Origin of the sequence: Xanthomonas arboricola pv. guizotiae, from assembly GCF_002940205.1 — a bacterium.
Classification (GTDB): Bacteria; Pseudomonadota; Gammaproteobacteria; order Xanthomonadales; family Xanthomonadaceae; genus Xanthomonas; species Xanthomonas arboricola_C.
In genome coordinates, this window is record NZ_MDSK01000013.1 from 1 (window position 1) to 15,014 (window position 15,014).

Consider the following 15,014-nt stretch of genomic DNA (forward strand, 5'->3'; position numbering starts at 1 on the left):
CCAAAGCGCACTAGGGATCTCGTTGCGACGTGTCATGCCGGCAATGTTGTCGCCGACTCAACAGAATTCAAGGGTTTTGTTAGCCGCTCTTAGGATCGGCAGCGGCGTAGCTGACAAAGGGCTGGACGCTACCGAATCTGTGCCCGACCAACGCATACCACGCTTCGGCATCGATTTCCCTGTTGACCTTGTCCGCGCGTCGGGTCACGTACTCACCCTGCACCAGCCAGTCATTGCGATTGACGATGGCGCCGACGCCGCTGAACGTAAACGTGTCGCCATAGATTCCGAGAGGTGCGATATCGAAGTCTCCGTTAAGGCGCCCGGCGCGCAGTGTGAGCCAGTCGTTTTCCCATACGGCATTGAAACCAAGAACGTTCCTCTGTTTGCCCTCGACTGGCCCGAAGCCGATATCGACCGTGAAGATGTTGCTGCCGGTGAGCCCGGTCAGCTTGATCGTTCCGTCCGCCAGATCGTGGGTAAAGGTCACATCGCCGCCACGCAGTTGATCCACCACCGCAGACGCGTAGACCTCGTTGGGTGCATGTACCCATGGATTGGCATAGCCCACATTGCGCGTGTCGGAGATGGCGAAGGTCGGTGTGGCAATGCGCCCGGCGCGGATCGCCAGCCTGGGCAGTGGTTCGACCTTGACGAACAGCCACTCCACCTGGGTGGCGCCGTAAAGTGAACTGCGCCGTTTGGTCAGTGTTTGCACCGTCGCCGAGAGCCAGCTGTTGGCGCGCCCGATCAGTTGCACGCCAAGATTCGAATCAGTACCGAGGTCGAACGAGTCTGTCGCCCCGTTGAACTGCGATTCGCGAATGTAGCTGGCATCGTCGGTGTCGGTGCGCAGCGCCGCGAGCGTGCCGAAACCACTGAGCGTGAAATGTTCGCCGATTTCGGTTGCAGCCAGCGCTTGCGTCGAAGATAACGAAATGGCGGCGAACAGCAGCGAGCGGACGAGGCGGTGACGAATCATCATTGTTCTCTCCTAGGCGGCGGAACGAGATGCACCGCCAGACATAGGAAGTAACGACGCAAATTTAGAAAAATTTAATCATTGTTGATGCGAGCGCAGAATATTCACCTACGAACCCTGGGTAAAAACCCGACACCTAAGGAACCTCTGAACAACTCTTGGCGTTGCGAGCGAACTTGGGATTTCGCTTGATCACGACAATCTCCGTTGCTGAAAATCAATCACTTACGCGTGATGGCTCCAACCTCAGGCGTCGATCAGAAGTCTATCGAGGAGTTGTTCAGAGCTTTCCTAAACGGGCGCTGACGTCATTTGGGCGTGGATTGCATCGAGGATCATTACCGAATCGTCTGCTATTGCATTGCAGCATCAAGCGCAGCAAATCCGCCGCTTGCAGGGAACATCAGAACAAGCAGGCGCGACTGCTATGGATGCCTTGTAATGTTCCCGCCAACGCAGTTGATGCAATGCAATATGTGCTGGATCGCGACTAGGCCGATGCGCCGACGGCGGACTAAATCCAGCGCACGAGGTGTGGCTGTGCGCGCTTGCCTGTGGCTACTCGACCGCATACCAGAAATCCACCCAGCGCCAGTGATCGAACTCTGGCGTGTCGGTGTGGTCGAGCTTGAGATGGGATTCGTGGCCGGTGAACTGCAAGCAGTCAATGGCGCGCGTGCGGTGACAGCAAGTGAAAGCCTCTACACTGTGCTGCCATCGTTTACGGGAGTGTCCATGCACGCTGTGGACCAGCTGGCCCTGCGAGACCTCGATGCCGCCCATCACCTGCACCCGTTCACCGACCACGCGGCATTGGCGCAGAAGGGCACGCGCATCCTGACCCGCGGCGAGGGCGTGTACGTCTGGGACGCGCAGGGCAACAAGTTGCTGGATGCATTCGGCGGCTTGTGGTGCGTGAATGTCGGCTACGGGCGCAAGGAGCTGGCACAGGCGGCGGCGCGCCAGATGGAACAGCTGGCGTACTACAACAGCTTCTTCCACTGCACCACCGAGCCCACCATCCATCTGGCCGCCAAGCTGGCGGAGTTGACGCCGGGCGATCTGAACCATGCGTTCTTCGCCAACTCCGGGTCGGAGGCCAACGACACCATCCTGCGGCTGGTGCGGCATTTCTGGGCGGTGCAGGGGCAGCCGGAAAAACGCATCTTCATCGGCCGTCATGACGGCTATCACGGCACCACCATGGCCGGTGCCAGCCTGGGCGGCATGCGCGGCATGCACAGGCAGGGCGGCCTGCCGATTCCGGATATCCACCACATCGCGCCGCCGTATCATTTCGGCGACGGCGGGCAGATGGACCCGGAGGAGTACGGGCTGCTGGCGGCGCGTCGGCTCGAAGACAGGATCCTGCAGCTCGGGCCGCAGCAGGTGGCGGCGTTTATCGGTGAACCGATCATGGGCGCGATCGGGGTGTACATTCCGCCGCGCAGCTACTGGCCGGAAATCGAACGTATCTGCCGGCGCTACGACGTGCTGCTGGTGGCCGACGAGGTGATCTGCGGGTTCGGGCGTACCGGTGCCTGGTTCGGTGCGGAGTATTTCGGCTTCCAGCCCGACGTGATGACGCTGGCCAAGGGCATCACCTCCGGCTATATCCCGTTGGCGGCGGCGATGTTCAACGATCGCGTGGCCGGCGTACTCAAGGCGCAGGGTGGCGAGCTGGCGCACGGCGGCACCTATGCGGGGCATCCGGTCTGCGCGGCGGTGGCGCTGGAGAACCTGCGCCTGCTGCAGGACGAAGGCATCGTGGACACCGCGCGTACCCGGATCGCACCGTACCTGGCGCAACGCTGGGCCGAGCTGGGCGAGCACCGGCTGGTCGGCGAGGCGCGTATCGCTGGCCTGGTCGGGGCGCTGGAACTGGTGCCGGACAAACGCCGGCGTGGGGTCTATTTTCCCGAACGCGGCCGGGTCGGTGCGCTGTGCCGCGATTTCGCGCTGCGGCGCGGGCTGATCCTGCGTGCCACCTACGATGCAATGCTGCTGTCGCCGCCGTTGATCATCACCCGCGAGCAGGTCGATGAGCTGTTCGACAAGGCCTGGGCGGCGCTGGACGATACTGCGCAGGCGCTGGGCATCGGTGTGGTCTAGGCCTGCCGGCCGGCGCACATCAAGCGTTGCCGGCCGCACCGGCCTGCGGGTGCGCACGGTCGGGTTCCGCCACGCCGCGCTGTGCAAACACAACCACCCTGGGTAGGCTGGCCCTTCGACCGGCCGCCTCGCGGCCCGCCCTGATCGTGCTGCCCTGGAGACCCGCATGACGCCGCGACTGCTCGCCCTGATGCTGTCCACCACCTTGCTGGCCGCCTGCGGTGGCAGCAATGCACCCGGCGGTGCCGAGGCGCAGGCCAAGGTGCTCAATGTCTACAACTATTCGGACTACATCGCCGAAGACACCATTCCCGCGTTCGAGAAGAGCACCGGCATCAAGGTCACCTACGACGTGTTCGACAGCGACGAGATGGTGGAAACCAAGCTGCTCGCCGGCGGCAGCGATTACGACGTGGTGGTGCCCACGCTCAATTTCTTCGGCCGGCAGATCCAGGCCGGCGTGTTCCTGCCGCTGGACAAGGGCAAGATCCCCAATCTGGCCAATCTGGACCCGGACATCATGCGGCGCATTGCCGCGCAGGACCCGGGCAACGCCTATGGCGTGCCGTACATGATCGGCACCACCGGCATCGGCTACAACGTCGACAAGCTCAAGGCGATCTTCGGTAACACCGAGGTCGCCAACAGCTGGGATCTGGTGTTCAAGCCGGAGAATCTGTCCAAGCTCAAGGACTGCGGCGTGACCATCCTGGACACGCCCTCGGACCTGATTCCGATCGCGCTCAATTATCTCGGGCTGGATCCGCACAGCAACACGCCGGCCGAGATCGAACAGGCCGCCGCGCTGATCAAGACGATTCGCCCGTATGTGCAGAACTTCCACTCCAGCCAATATGTGACTTCGTTGGCCAATGGAAACACCTGCCTGGCGGTGGGCTGGTCGGGCGACATCATCCAGGCGCGCGACCGTGCGGTGGAAGCCGGCAACGGCATCAAGGTGGCCTATGCGATCCCCAAGGAAGGCGCGCCGCAGTGGTTCGACATGCTGGCCATTCCCAAGGATGCCAAGCACCCCGACAACGCCTACGCCTTCATCAATTATCTGTTGAAGCCGGAGGTGGCCGCGGCCAACAGCAACTTCATCCACTACGCCAATCCGGTGCGCACCGCCACGCCGCTGGTGGACGCGGCGATCCGTAACGACCCCACCATCTACCCGCCGCCGGAAGTGACCGCCAGGATGTTCACCTATGCGATCAACCCGCCGGACGTGGACCGGCTGTACACGCGGCTGTGGACCGAGATCAAGACCGGCCGTTGAGCACAGCGGGCCTGCGAAGAACATAGCGGGCCTGCGCGAGCGGCTGAGTCGCCGTGCCCGGTCTCGCAAGGCAGCGCCATCCGACAGCACGGACAGATTGCGCAGGGCAGTCCATCGCGTAGGGCTGCCCTAATGACGTGCCCATCAGTCCGGGCGGCGGCTGACCGGTTCATCACGCAATCTGTACCGGGCAGTTCAAACAATTGTATGGTCGCGCCGCTTCGCCGGAGCCGCTGATGCTGCCGCCGCACGGCACGCTTCGCCCATCACACAGGACGCATTCTTTGAGCAACCACGACCACCAGTCCAATGACAGCCAGGCGTCGGCCACGGATGCGCAGGGCGCCGGCGCGCGCGACGAGCAGGAGCCGCCCAAGCCCTCGCCGTTGAAGAATCCCAAGGTCAAGTGGACGCTGATCGTGGTCGGGGTGCTGGTGGTGCTGCTGCTGGTGATCTGGCTGGCCTATTACCTGATCAAGGGCCGCTACATGCAGGACACCAATAATGCCTACCTGCAGGCCGACTCGGTGGCCGTGGCGCCGCGGGTCAGTGGCTACGTGACCAAGGTGATGGTGGGCGACAACCAGATCGTGGACGCCGGCCAGCCGCTGCTGCAGATCGACGACCGCACCTACCAGGCGACCCTGCAGCAGGCCGAAGCCGCGATCGCCGCGCGCCAGGCCGATATCGCCGCGGCCACCGCCAATGTGTCCGGGCAGGAGTCGGCGCTGGTGCAGGCGCGCAGCCAGGTCACCTCGGCAGCGGCAAGCCTGGCTTTCGCACAGGCCGAAGTGAAGCGCTTCGCCCCGCTGGCCGCCTCCGGCGCCGACACCCACGAACACCAGGAAAGCCTGCAGCACGAACTGCAACGCGCGCGCGCGCAGTACCAGGCCGCGCAGGCGCAGGCCAAGGGGGCGCAGAGCCAGATCCTGGCCAGCAACGCGCAGCTGGAACAGGCCCAGGCCGGCCTCAAGCAGGCCAGCGCCGATGCCGACCAGGCCCGCGTGGCGGTGGAAGACACCTTGTTGACCAGCCGCATCCACGGCCGCGTCGGCGACAAGACCGTGCAGGTCGGCCAGTTCCTCGGGGCCGGCACCCGCACCATGACCATCGTGCCGCAGGAATCGCTGTACCTGATCGCCAATTTCAAGGAAACCCAGGTCGGCCTGATGCGCCCCGGCCAGCCGGCCGAGATCGAGGTCGATGCCTTGTCGGGCGTCAAGCTGCATGGCAAGGTCGAGAGCCTGTCGCCGGGTACCGGCTCGCAGTTCGCGCTGTTGCCGCCGGAAAATGCCACCGGCAACTTCACCAAGGTGGTGCAGCGCGTGCCGGTGCGCATCCGCGTGCTGGCCGGCGACGAGGCGCGCAAGGTGCTGGTGCCGGGCATGTCGGTCGAGGTCACCGTGGACACGCGCTCGGCCAAGGACGCCAAGCAACGGGCCGAGGAGGAATCCGATCGCGTGCAGGCGCAGGAGCGCGCGCGATGACTGCAACGGCGGCCACCGGCCCGCGTGCCGGCGGCAGCGCGCAACGCGAGAAGGCCGAGCCGGGCGCCTGGCTGGCGGTGCTGGCCGGCACCATCGGCTCGTTCATGGCGACGCTGGACATCTCCATCGTCAACGCGGCGCTGCCCACCATCCAGGGCGAGGTCGGCGCCAGCGGCACCGAAGGCACCTGGATCTCCACCGCGTATCTGGTTGCCGAGATCATCATGATCCCGCTGACCGGCTGGTTCGTGCGCACGCTGGGCCTGCGCAACTTCCTGCTGATCTGCGCACTGATGTTCACCGCGTTTTCGGTGGTGTGCGGGCTGTCGACCTCGTTGACGATGATGATCATCGGCCGCGTGGGGCAGGGCCTGGCCGGTGGCGCGCTGATTCCGACCGCGCTGACCATCGTCGCCACCCGGCTGCCGCCGAGTCAGCAAACCATGGGCACCGCCCTGTTCGGCATGACCGTGATCATGGGCCCGGTGATCGGCCCGCTGCTGGGCGGCTGGCTCACCGAGAACGTCAGCTGGCACTACGCCTTCTTCATCAACGTGCCGATCTGCGTCGGCCTGGTGGCCTTGCTGCTGCTTGGCCTCAAGCATGAGAAAGGCGACTGGGCCGGCCTGCTCAATGCCGACTGGCTGGGCATCTACGGCCTGACCGCCGGCCTGGGCGGGCTCACCGTGGTGCTGGAAGAAGGCCAGCGCGAGCGCTGGTTCGAATCCAGCGAGATCAACGCGCTGAGCGTGATCGCGCTGAGCGGATTCGCTGCACTGGTCGTGGGCCAGTTCCGCAAGCGGCCGCCGGTGATCCACCTGTCGCTGCTGCTGCACCGCAGTTTCGGCGCGGTATTCGTCATGATCATGGCGGTGGGCATGATCCTGTTCGGCGTCATGTACATGATCCCGCAATTCCTGGCGGTGATCTCCGGCTACAACACCGAGCAGGCCGGCTACGTGCTGCTGCTGTCGGGCCTGCCGACCGTGCTGCTGATGCCGATGATGCCCAAGCTGCTGGAGGTGGTGGACGTGCGCATCCTGGTGATCGCCGGGCTGATCTGCTTTGCCGCGGCCTGCTTCGCCAATCTGTCGCTGACCGCCGACACCGTGGGCATGCATTTTGTCGCCGGCCAGTTGTTGCAGGGTTGCGGCCTGGCGCTGGCGATGATGTCGTTGAACCAGGCGGCCATCTCCTCGGTGCCGCCCGAACTGGCCGGCGATGCGTCGGGCCTGTTCAACGCCGGCCGCAACCTGGGCGGCTCGGTCGGGCTTGCGCTGATCTCCACCTTCCAGGAGCGCCGCATGACCTTCCATACCGAAACCATCGGCAGCGCGATCACCGCCAATTCCTCGCGCGCGCAGGATTTTCTCTCCGGACTGACCGCGCAGATGCAGGGCAGCGCCGGCGGCGAGGCGGCCATCCGCTCGCTCGCGCAGCTGGCGCGCCTGGTGCAGCAGCAGGCCCTGGTGATGACCTATAGCGATCTGTTCTGGATCTTCGGCGTGATCGTGGTCTGCACGATTCCGCTGGCTTTTTTGCTCAAGCCGTTACCCAAGGGGGCGCACCTTGCAATGCACTGATTCCATGCGCCTGATCCGCATGCCCCTGGCTGCGCCGTTGAGCGTGGTTTTGCTCGGCGGCTGCATGCTCGGCCCCAACTACACCAAGCCCCCGGCAGTGGCCGATACGGCGGTGCAGGCGCCGGCCCTGCATCGCGCCGCTGGCGCCGAGGTGGTCGCTGCCGCGCCGTTGAATCATTGGTGGGAGCAGCTGCAGGACCCGACCCTCACCCAGCTGGTCACCCAGGCCCTGGCCGACAGTCCCAACCTGCGTGCGGCGCAGGCGCGGCTGCGCGCCAACCGCGCACTGGCCAGCCAGCGCCGTGCCGAGCGCCTGCCCAAGCTCAATGCCAGCGCGGTGTATGCGTATGCCGAGCCGCCGCAGACCATCGTCGATACGCTGGGCGGCTTGCAGAACGGCCAGAACGGCCAGCCACCGGCTCAGGGCAGCGAGGCGCTGGATCTGGAAAAGACCCAGATCTACAGCGCCGGTTTCGACGCCAGCTGGGAGCTGGATGTCTTCGGCCGCCGCCGTCGCGCCGCCGAAGGCGCGCTGGCACAGGCGCAGGCCTCAGAAGCCGAGCTGGCCGATGCGCAGGTGCAGCTGGCAGCCGAAGTGGGGCAGGTGTACCTCAACTACCGCGGCTTGCAGGCGCGGCTGGCGATCGCCGATGCGAACCTGGACAAGATCGGGCAGACCCTGCGCCTGACCCAGCAGCGCCGCGAGCGTGGCGCTGCTTCGGACCTGCAGGTCGAACAGATCGCCACGCAGGTGCAGCAGCAACAGGCGCAGCGCCTGCCGCTGGACATGCAATCGCAGGAAGCGCTGGACCAGCTGGCGCTGATGGTGGGGCGCGAGCCCGGCGCGCTGGATGCGCAGTTGAGCGCGCCGCAGCCGTTGCCGATGCTGCCCGCGCAGGTGCGCGTGGACGATGCCGGCGCCTTGATCCGTCGCCGCCCCGATGTGCGCAAGGCCGAGCGCGAACTGGCTGCCTCCAGCGCGCAGATCGGCGAGGCATTGAACGGATATTTTCCGCAGGTGAGCCTGCTGGGCGGCCTGAGCTGGGTGGCCGGCTCGCCCAGCGATTTCAATTCCGACGCCTTGACCACGCTGGCGGTGCCGATGCTGCGCTGGTCGATCTTCGACTTCGGCCGCACCAGGGCACAGGTGGAGCAGGCGCGTGCCGGCAATGCCGGCCGCGCGGCGGCGTACCAGGGCGCGGTGCTGGCTGCGTTGCAGGATGCCAATTCGGCATTGGCGCGCTTCGGCTCGGCGCGCAAGCAGCTGGTAGTGGCACGGCAGGCCGAAGCCTCGGCCACGCGTTCGGCCGGGCTGATGCAGCAACGTCGCGATGCCGGTGCCACCTCGTCGATCGATCTGCTCGACGTGCAGCGCCAGCAGCTGTCCGCGCAGGATGCCGCCGCACAGGCACAGGTGCAGTTGCTGGTGAACTACGTCGCGCTGCAGAAGAGCCTGGGTCTGGGCTGGAGCGCGCCGGTGCCGGAGCCACGCTGATCGATACCTGTCGCGGCGGGTGTCGGCGCTCCGGTCGCGCTAGGGTGGCGCTCTGGCGCACACGCTGCGCTGCTGCGTCACCCGCGCCGGCAGGTGGTCACCAGATGTAGCAGTTAGTCTTCAGCCCGCTGCAGACGAGACGCAAAGCGACGAGCGCTGATGTCGCACCAAGCACTGGCGGCGCCGGCGCCCTGAGGCGCACAGTCGTTGCCGGGTCACGTTTCGCAATCGAGAGGATTCATGGCAGTCACCGAGGCCGCAGCGGCGCCGCTTTCCCCTGGCGACAATGCCTATCTGAGCATCAACGGGGTCCGCAAGGAATTCGATGGCGTCGTCGCAGTCGACGAGGTCAGCCTGCAGATCCGCAAGGGCGAGATCTTCGCGCTGCTGGGCGGCTCGGGCAGCGGCAAGTCCACCCTGCTGCGCTGCCTGGCCGGTTTCGAGCGGCCGACCAAAGGCTGCATCGTGCTGGATGGCCAGCCGATCGACGGGTTGCCGCCGTACCAGCGCCCGATCAACATGATGTTCCAGTCGTATGCGTTGTTCCCGCATATGAGCGTGGAGCAGAACATCGCCTTTGGGCTGAAGCAGGAAGCCCTGTCCAAGCCGGCGATCGCGGCGCGCGTGGGCGAGATGCTGGAGCTGGTGCAGCTTGGCAGCCTGGCCAGGCGCAAGCCGCATCAACTGTCCGGCGGGCAGCAGCAACGCGTGGCGTTGGCGCGCTCGCTGGCCAAGCGGCCCAAGCTGTTGCTGCTGGACGAACCGATGGGCGCGCTGGACAAGAAGCTGCGCGCGCAGATGCAGCTGGAGCTGGTCAACATCATCGAGACCTCCGGCGTCACCTGCGTCATGGTCACCCATGATCAGGAAGAGGCCATGAGCATGGCCACCCGCATCGCGTTGATGGACCAGGGCTGGATCCAGCAGGTCGGCACCCCGGACGAAATCTACGAACAACCGGCCAACCGGTTCGCCGCCGACTTCATCGGCTCGGTCAATCTGATCGACGCGGTGATCGTCGAGGACAAACCCGACTACGTCGGCCTGAAGGCGTCGGCCTTCGACGCCAATATCCGGATCGGCCACGGCATCACCGGTTTCGAAGGGCAGGCGGTGGCGTTCGCGCTGCGCCCGGAAAAACTCCTCATCGGCAAGGACGAACCGGCCCAGGCCTGCAACAAGGCGCAGGGCGTGATCGAGGACATCGCCTATTTCGGCAGCCATTCGGTCTATCACGTGCGCCTGCCCGGCGGTTCCAAGCTGATGGCCAACTTCGCCAACCGTCAGCGCTGGGCCAGCGAAGCGCTGACCTGGGGCGACACCGTCTGGCTGAGCTGGGGCGAGGACGACGGCGTGGTACTCACCGCATGAGGCGCCTGATCCGCGCATTGCCGGGCGCGCGCTGGGGCGTGATCGCCGCACCGTATCTGTGGCTGCTGGTGTTCTTCGCGGTCCCGTTCCTGATCGTGCTGAAGATCTCCTTCGCCGAGCGCGCCACCGCGATGCCGCCGTACACGCCGCTGTTCGCCGTTGCGGCCGATGGGGCGGTGAGTCTCAAGCTGCAGTTGGGCAATTACCTGCTCATGCTGCGCGACAGCCAATACGTCGCGGCATATGCGAGTTCGATCAGGATCGCCGCGCTGTCGACCGTGTTTGCGCTGTTGATCGGCTACCCGATGGCCTATGTGATCGCGCGTCTGCCGCTGGCCACGCGCAATGTGGCGATGATGCTGGTGGTGCTGCCGTCGTGGACCTCGTTCCTGATCCGCGTGTACGCCTGGATCGGCATCCTCGACGGCAACGGCCTGCTCAATCAGGCGCTGCTGGGGCTGGGGGTGATCCGCCAGCCCTTGCAGTTGCTGTACACGCCGCTCGCCGCCTACATCGGCATCGTGTACTGCTATCTGCCGTTCATGGTGCTGCCGGTGTACGCCAATCTGGTCAAGCACGACCAGCGATTGCTCGAAGCCGCCTACGATCTCGGCGCGCGGCCGTGGCAGGCGTTCGTGCGCATCACCTTGCCGCTGTCGCGCAACGGGATCGTGGCCGGCTGCATGCTGGTGATGATTCCGGCGGTGGGCGAATTCGTGATTCCGGAAATGCTGGGCGGGCCGGACACCTTGATGATCGGCCGCGTGCTGTGGGGCGAGTTCTTCAATAATCGCGACTGGCCGGTGGCCGCTGCAGTGGCCACGGTGATGTTGCTGCTGTTGCTGGTGCCGATCGTGCTGTTCCACCGTTATCAGCAGCGAGAGCTGGAAGGGCGGCTGACATGATGCGCGCCTCGCGCGGTGGTCGCGTGCTGGGTGGCAGTGTCCTCGCGCTGGGCTTCGGCTTTCTGTATCTGCCGATCCTGTTGCTGATGGTCTACTCGTTCAACGCCTCGCGCCTGGCGATGGTGTGGGGCGGCTTTTCCACGCGCTGGTATGGCGAATTGCTGCGCGATCGCCAGTTGCTGGAGGCCGCCTGGGTCAGTCTGCAAGTCGCGTTCTGGACCGCCTGTGCATCGACGGTGCTGGGGACGATGGCGGCGCTGGCGATGGTGCGCATGCGGCGTTTTCCCGGCAAGACCCTGTTCGGTGCATTGATCACCGCACCGCTGGTGATGCCGGAAGTGATCATCGGTCTGTCGATCCTGCTGTTGCTGGTCTCGATGGGCGGTGTACTCGGGATCGCACCGCGCGGCGCGGTGGCGATCTGGGCGGCGCATGTCACCTTCACCGTCTCGTTCGTGACGGTGGTGATTTCCTCGCGCCTGCAGGAACTGGATCGCTCGCTGGAAGAGGCGGCGATGGATCTGGGCGCGACACCGCTGAAGGTGTTCTTGCTGATCACCTTGCCGATCATCGCTCCGGCATTGGTATCGGGCTGGCTGCTCGCATTCACGCTGTCGCTGGACGACGTGGTGATCGCCAGCTTCCTGGCCGGGCCCAGTTCGACCACCTTGCCGATCAAGGTGTTTGCGTCGGTGCGGCTGGGCATCAGCCCCAAGATCAACGCACTGGCCACGCTGATGGTGCTGGCGGTGTCGATCGCCGCGGTGATCGGCTGGTGGCTGCTGGCGCGCAGCGAAAAACGCCGCCAGCGCGATGCGCAACTGGCGCTGCAAGCTGCTTCCTGAGCAGGCACCAACGCGGGTGTGGCGAATGCACCGCAACAAGCGGCGGCCAGACGGCTGCGAACCACGAAGCCACCGACGCCTACGACGGTGCGCGCGCGATCAGCACGCGGCGGGTTCCTGCGGCGGCTACCCGACGCCGGGCACGACAGCTGGTTCGGTTGCTGTTACCCGGCAGGAGGCGTGTACCCGCTGTCCCAGGACTGCGGCTTGCGCAGGTCGCACCGATACTCGGCACCGGTCTCATCGCCCTGTCGCTCGGCCTTGTCTGGGAGCGTTATTCCGTCTGCCAGCGGGCCGCTAGCCGTGCGATGGAGCTGCGGCATTGCGTCGCGGCTCGGGTAAACACAGCGTTGCAGCGATTTGCTGCGGTTGTGACACGGTTGCAACTTGCCGGCGACTAGCATGGCGGGCCTGTAACCGGAGACCGTCATGTCCTACGACACCGTCAACCCGGCCAATGGCCAGGTCGAACATACCCAGCACACCCTGGACGCCGCCGCCATCGAGGCGCGTCTGGCTGCTTCCGCCAAGGCATTTCCGCAGTGGGCGGCGCTGCCGCTGGCCGAGCGCGGCGCACTGCTGCGCCGCGTCGGCGAAGAGCTGACCCGGCGGCGCGACGACCTGCAGCGCATCATGACCGCCGAGATGGGCAAGCTGCGCCACGAGGCGCTGGCCGAGGTGGACAAGTGCGCGCAGGGCTGCGCCTATTACGCCGAACATGCGGCCGACTACCTGGCACCGCGCGATATCCCGACCGAGGCGCGGTCCAGCTATGTGCGCTACGAGCCGCTGGGCTGCGTGTTTGCGGTGATGCCGTGGAATTTTCCGTTGTGGCAGGTGTTCCGGTTCCTCGCCCCGGGTCTGATGGCCGGCAATGTCGCGCTGCTCAAGCACGCCAGCAATGTGCCGCGCTGCGCCGATGCGATGAAGGAGGTGCTGGATGCCGCCGGTATTCCGCCCGGCGTGTTCGACGTGCTGCATATCGACAACGACCAGGCCGCAGAGGTGTTGCGTGACCAGCGCATTGCCGCGGTGACGCTGACCGGCAGCGAACGCGCGGGACGTTCGCTGGCGGCAAATGCGGGCGATCAGCTGAAGAAGTGCGTGATGGAGCTCGGCGGCAGCGACGCGTTCGTGGTGCTGGAAGACGCCGACCTGGAGCACACCGTCGCCTCCGCCGTGCAGTCGCGGTTCGACAACAGCGGGCAGACCTGCATCGCCGCCAAACGCTTCATCGTGGTGGACGCCATCGCTGATCGCTTCATCGAACGCTTCGTTGCCGCCGCCTCCCGGCGCGTGCTCGGCGATCCGCAGCGGGAGGGCACCACGCTGGCGCCGATGGCCCGCGCGGATCTACGCGACGAGCTGCACAAGCAGGTGCAACGCAGCGTGGAAAAGGGCGCCAAGCTGCTGCTGGGCGGCGAACCGGTGCCCGGTTCGCATGCAGGCTATCCGGCCACCATCCTCGATCATGTCGCCCCGGGCATGCCGGCCTACGAGGAGGAGTTTTTCGGCCCGGTCGCATCGGTGATTCGGGTGCGGGATGAAGCCGAGGCGGTACGCGTGGCCAACGACACCAGCTTTGGCCTGGGCGGCAGCGTGTGGACCTCCGATGCCAAGCGCGGCGAGCGCGTCGCGCAGCAATTGCAGTGCGGCGCGGCGTTCGTCAATGCGGTCGTCAAGAGCGACCTGCGGCTACCGTTCGGCGGCATCAAGCGCTCGGGCTTCGGCCGCGAGCTGGCCGAGCACGGCATCCACGAGTTCATGAACATCAAGACGATCTATGTGGCTTGAGTGCGGGGATTGGGGATTGGGGATTCGCAAAAGCAGTCCGCTTCCTTCTCCCCCCGGGAGAAGGTGCCCGAAGGGCGGATGAGGGTAGGTGCAGCACGCGAGCAGAAGTCACTCGTCCAGCTCCAACCAATCCCCAATCCCGGGCCGCAGAGCGGCCTAAAGCCACCGCGCGCGCTTGAACAGGCGATACAGCACCAGGCACGAGGCGACCACGCCGGCTACCAGCAGCGGGTAGGCATAAGGTTTGTCCAGTTCGGGCATGTGGGTGAAGTTCATGCCGTACCAGCTGGTGATCAGGGTCGGCGCGGCCAGCAGCGCGGCCCAGGCGCCCAGGCGTTTGACGGTTTCGCCCTGGGCCAGGGTCACCATCGACAGGTTGACGCTCAACGCGGTGCCCAGCATTTCGCGCAAGGTGTCGATGGCGTCGTTGATGCGTACGGCATGGTCGAGCACGTCGCGCAGGTAGATGCCGACCTCGTCGTGGATCAGCGAGCCGGGGTTGCGCTTGAGGTGCGAGAGCACGTCCTGCAATGGCGCCACGACCAAGCGCATCTTGTTGAGTTCGCGCTTGAGCTCGTACAGGCGCACCACGGTTTCGCGCTTGTAGTTGTCGGCGAAGATGTCCTTTTCCAGGCCTTCCAGCGTGTCGCGGAACTCGTCCATGATCGGCAGGTAGTTGTCGACCACGAAATCCAGCACGCCATACAGGCAGTACGAGGCGCCCATGCGCAGCATCGCCGGTTCGCGTTCGACCCGGTGGCGTACCGGCGCGTAGGACAGCGATGCGCCATGGCGCACCGTCAACAGAAAGCGCGCGCCCAGAAACGCGTGCGTCTCGCCATAGCGAATGCGTTCGTTGACCAGTTGTGCGGTGTTGACCACCACGAACAAGGAGTTGCCGTAGCTCTCGGCCTTGGGACGTTGGTGCGCCTTGAGCGCATCCTCGATGGCCAGATCGTGCAGGCCGAACTCATCCTGCAGTTTGTGCAGCACCGATTCCTGCGGCTCGTACAGGCCGACCCAGACGAAGCCATCCGGCCGCTGCAGCACGTCGCTGATCTGCTCCAGGCTGACGTCGTGGCGCTCGCCCTGGCCGTCGTAGTAGGCGCAGGTGATGACGCAGGAGGGGTTGTCCGGGTGGCGGCCGTGGTGGTTCAT

At 65.5% G+C, this 15,014-nt stretch carries 11 protein-coding genes and 1 pseudogene; 9 read left to right on the forward strand and 3 right to left on the reverse strand.

Annotation, left to right across the window (positions count from 1 at the left end; genetic code table 11):
• Window positions 1-79 precede the first annotated feature (79 nt).
• Together XarbCFBP7408_RS09745 and XarbCFBP7408_RS09750 are read right to left on the reverse strand one after the other, a co-directional pair.
• The gene (locus tag XarbCFBP7408_RS09745; protein WP_104562785.1) at window positions 80-985 is read right to left on the reverse strand and encodes a hypothetical protein; all 906 of its coding nucleotides are present in this window, start codon (window positions 983-985) and stop codon (window positions 80-82) included.
• Window positions 986-1,543: 558 nt separating this feature from the next.
• Window positions 1,544-1,645, reverse strand: a pseudogene (locus XarbCFBP7408_RS09750) (RNA pyrophosphohydrolase); the annotation flags it as partial.
• Window positions 1,646-1,717: 72 nt separating this feature from the next.
• Between XarbCFBP7408_RS09750 and XarbCFBP7408_RS09755 the strand changes: the two are divergent.
• The 9 genes from XarbCFBP7408_RS09755 to XarbCFBP7408_RS09795 all read left to right on the forward strand — a co-directional run bounded on the left by XarbCFBP7408_RS09755 (window position 1,718) and on the right by XarbCFBP7408_RS09795 (window position 13,856).
• Window positions 1,718-3,094: an aspartate aminotransferase family protein gene (locus XarbCFBP7408_RS09755; protein WP_104562786.1), complete on the forward strand. Its 1,377-nt coding sequence runs from the start codon at window positions 1,718-1,720 to the stop codon at window positions 3,092-3,094.
• A gap of 166 nt (window positions 3,095-3,260) precedes the next feature.
• Complete coding sequence (locus tag XarbCFBP7408_RS09760) at window positions 3,261-4,376, forward strand: polyamine ABC transporter substrate-binding protein (protein ID WP_104562787.1); 1,116 nt, start codon at window positions 3,261-3,263, stop codon at window positions 4,374-4,376.
• A 284-nt stretch (window positions 4,377-4,660) separates the two neighbouring features.
• Complete coding sequence (locus XarbCFBP7408_RS09765; RefSeq protein WP_104562788.1) at window positions 4,661-5,863, forward strand: HlyD family secretion protein; 1,203 nt, start codon at window positions 4,661-4,663, stop codon at window positions 5,861-5,863.
• Window positions 5,860-7,446 (forward strand): MDR family MFS transporter, encoded by a 1,587-nt coding sequence (locus XarbCFBP7408_RS09770; RefSeq protein ID WP_104562789.1) that lies wholly within the window; start codon window positions 5,860-5,862, stop codon window positions 7,444-7,446. The genes XarbCFBP7408_RS09765 and XarbCFBP7408_RS09770 overlap by 4 nt, the downstream gene beginning before the upstream one ends.
• A 4-nt stretch (window positions 7,447-7,450) precedes the next feature.
• Window positions 7,451-8,941: an efflux transporter outer membrane subunit gene (locus XarbCFBP7408_RS09775; protein WP_181106561.1), complete on the forward strand. Its 1,491-nt coding sequence runs from the start codon at window positions 7,451-7,453 to the stop codon at window positions 8,939-8,941.
• A gap of 240 nt (window positions 8,942-9,181) precedes the next feature.
• Window positions 9,182-10,312, forward strand: a complete 1,131-nt coding sequence (locus tag XarbCFBP7408_RS09780) for an ABC transporter ATP-binding protein (protein WP_104562791.1) — start codon at window positions 9,182-9,184, stop codon at window positions 10,310-10,312.
• Window positions 10,309-11,217, forward strand: coding sequence for an ABC transporter permease subunit (locus XarbCFBP7408_RS09785; protein ID WP_104562792.1), 909 nt, complete (start codon window positions 10,309-10,311; stop codon window positions 11,215-11,217). The genes XarbCFBP7408_RS09780 and XarbCFBP7408_RS09785 overlap by 4 nt, the downstream gene beginning before the upstream one ends.
• Window positions 11,214-12,062 carry an ABC transporter permease subunit gene (locus XarbCFBP7408_RS09790; protein WP_104562793.1) on the forward strand — a complete coding sequence of 283 codons (849 nt, stop codon included), beginning with the start codon at window positions 11,214-11,216 and terminating at the stop codon, window positions 12,060-12,062. The genes XarbCFBP7408_RS09785 and XarbCFBP7408_RS09790 overlap by 4 nt, the downstream gene beginning before the upstream one ends.
• Before the next feature lie 429 nt (window positions 12,063-12,491).
• Window positions 12,492-13,856 carry an NAD-dependent succinate-semialdehyde dehydrogenase gene (locus tag XarbCFBP7408_RS09795; RefSeq protein ID WP_104562794.1) on the forward strand — a complete coding sequence of 455 codons (1,365 nt, stop codon included), beginning with the start codon at window positions 12,492-12,494 and terminating at the stop codon, window positions 13,854-13,856.
• A 156-nt stretch (window positions 13,857-14,012) separates the two neighbouring features.
• On the opposite strand, the gene XarbCFBP7408_RS09800 is transcribed toward XarbCFBP7408_RS09795, so the two are convergent.
• On the reverse strand, window positions 14,013-15,014 hold the full coding sequence (locus XarbCFBP7408_RS09800) for a magnesium and cobalt transport protein CorA (RefSeq protein WP_104562795.1): 1,002 nt from the start codon (window positions 15,012-15,014) through the stop codon (window positions 14,013-14,015).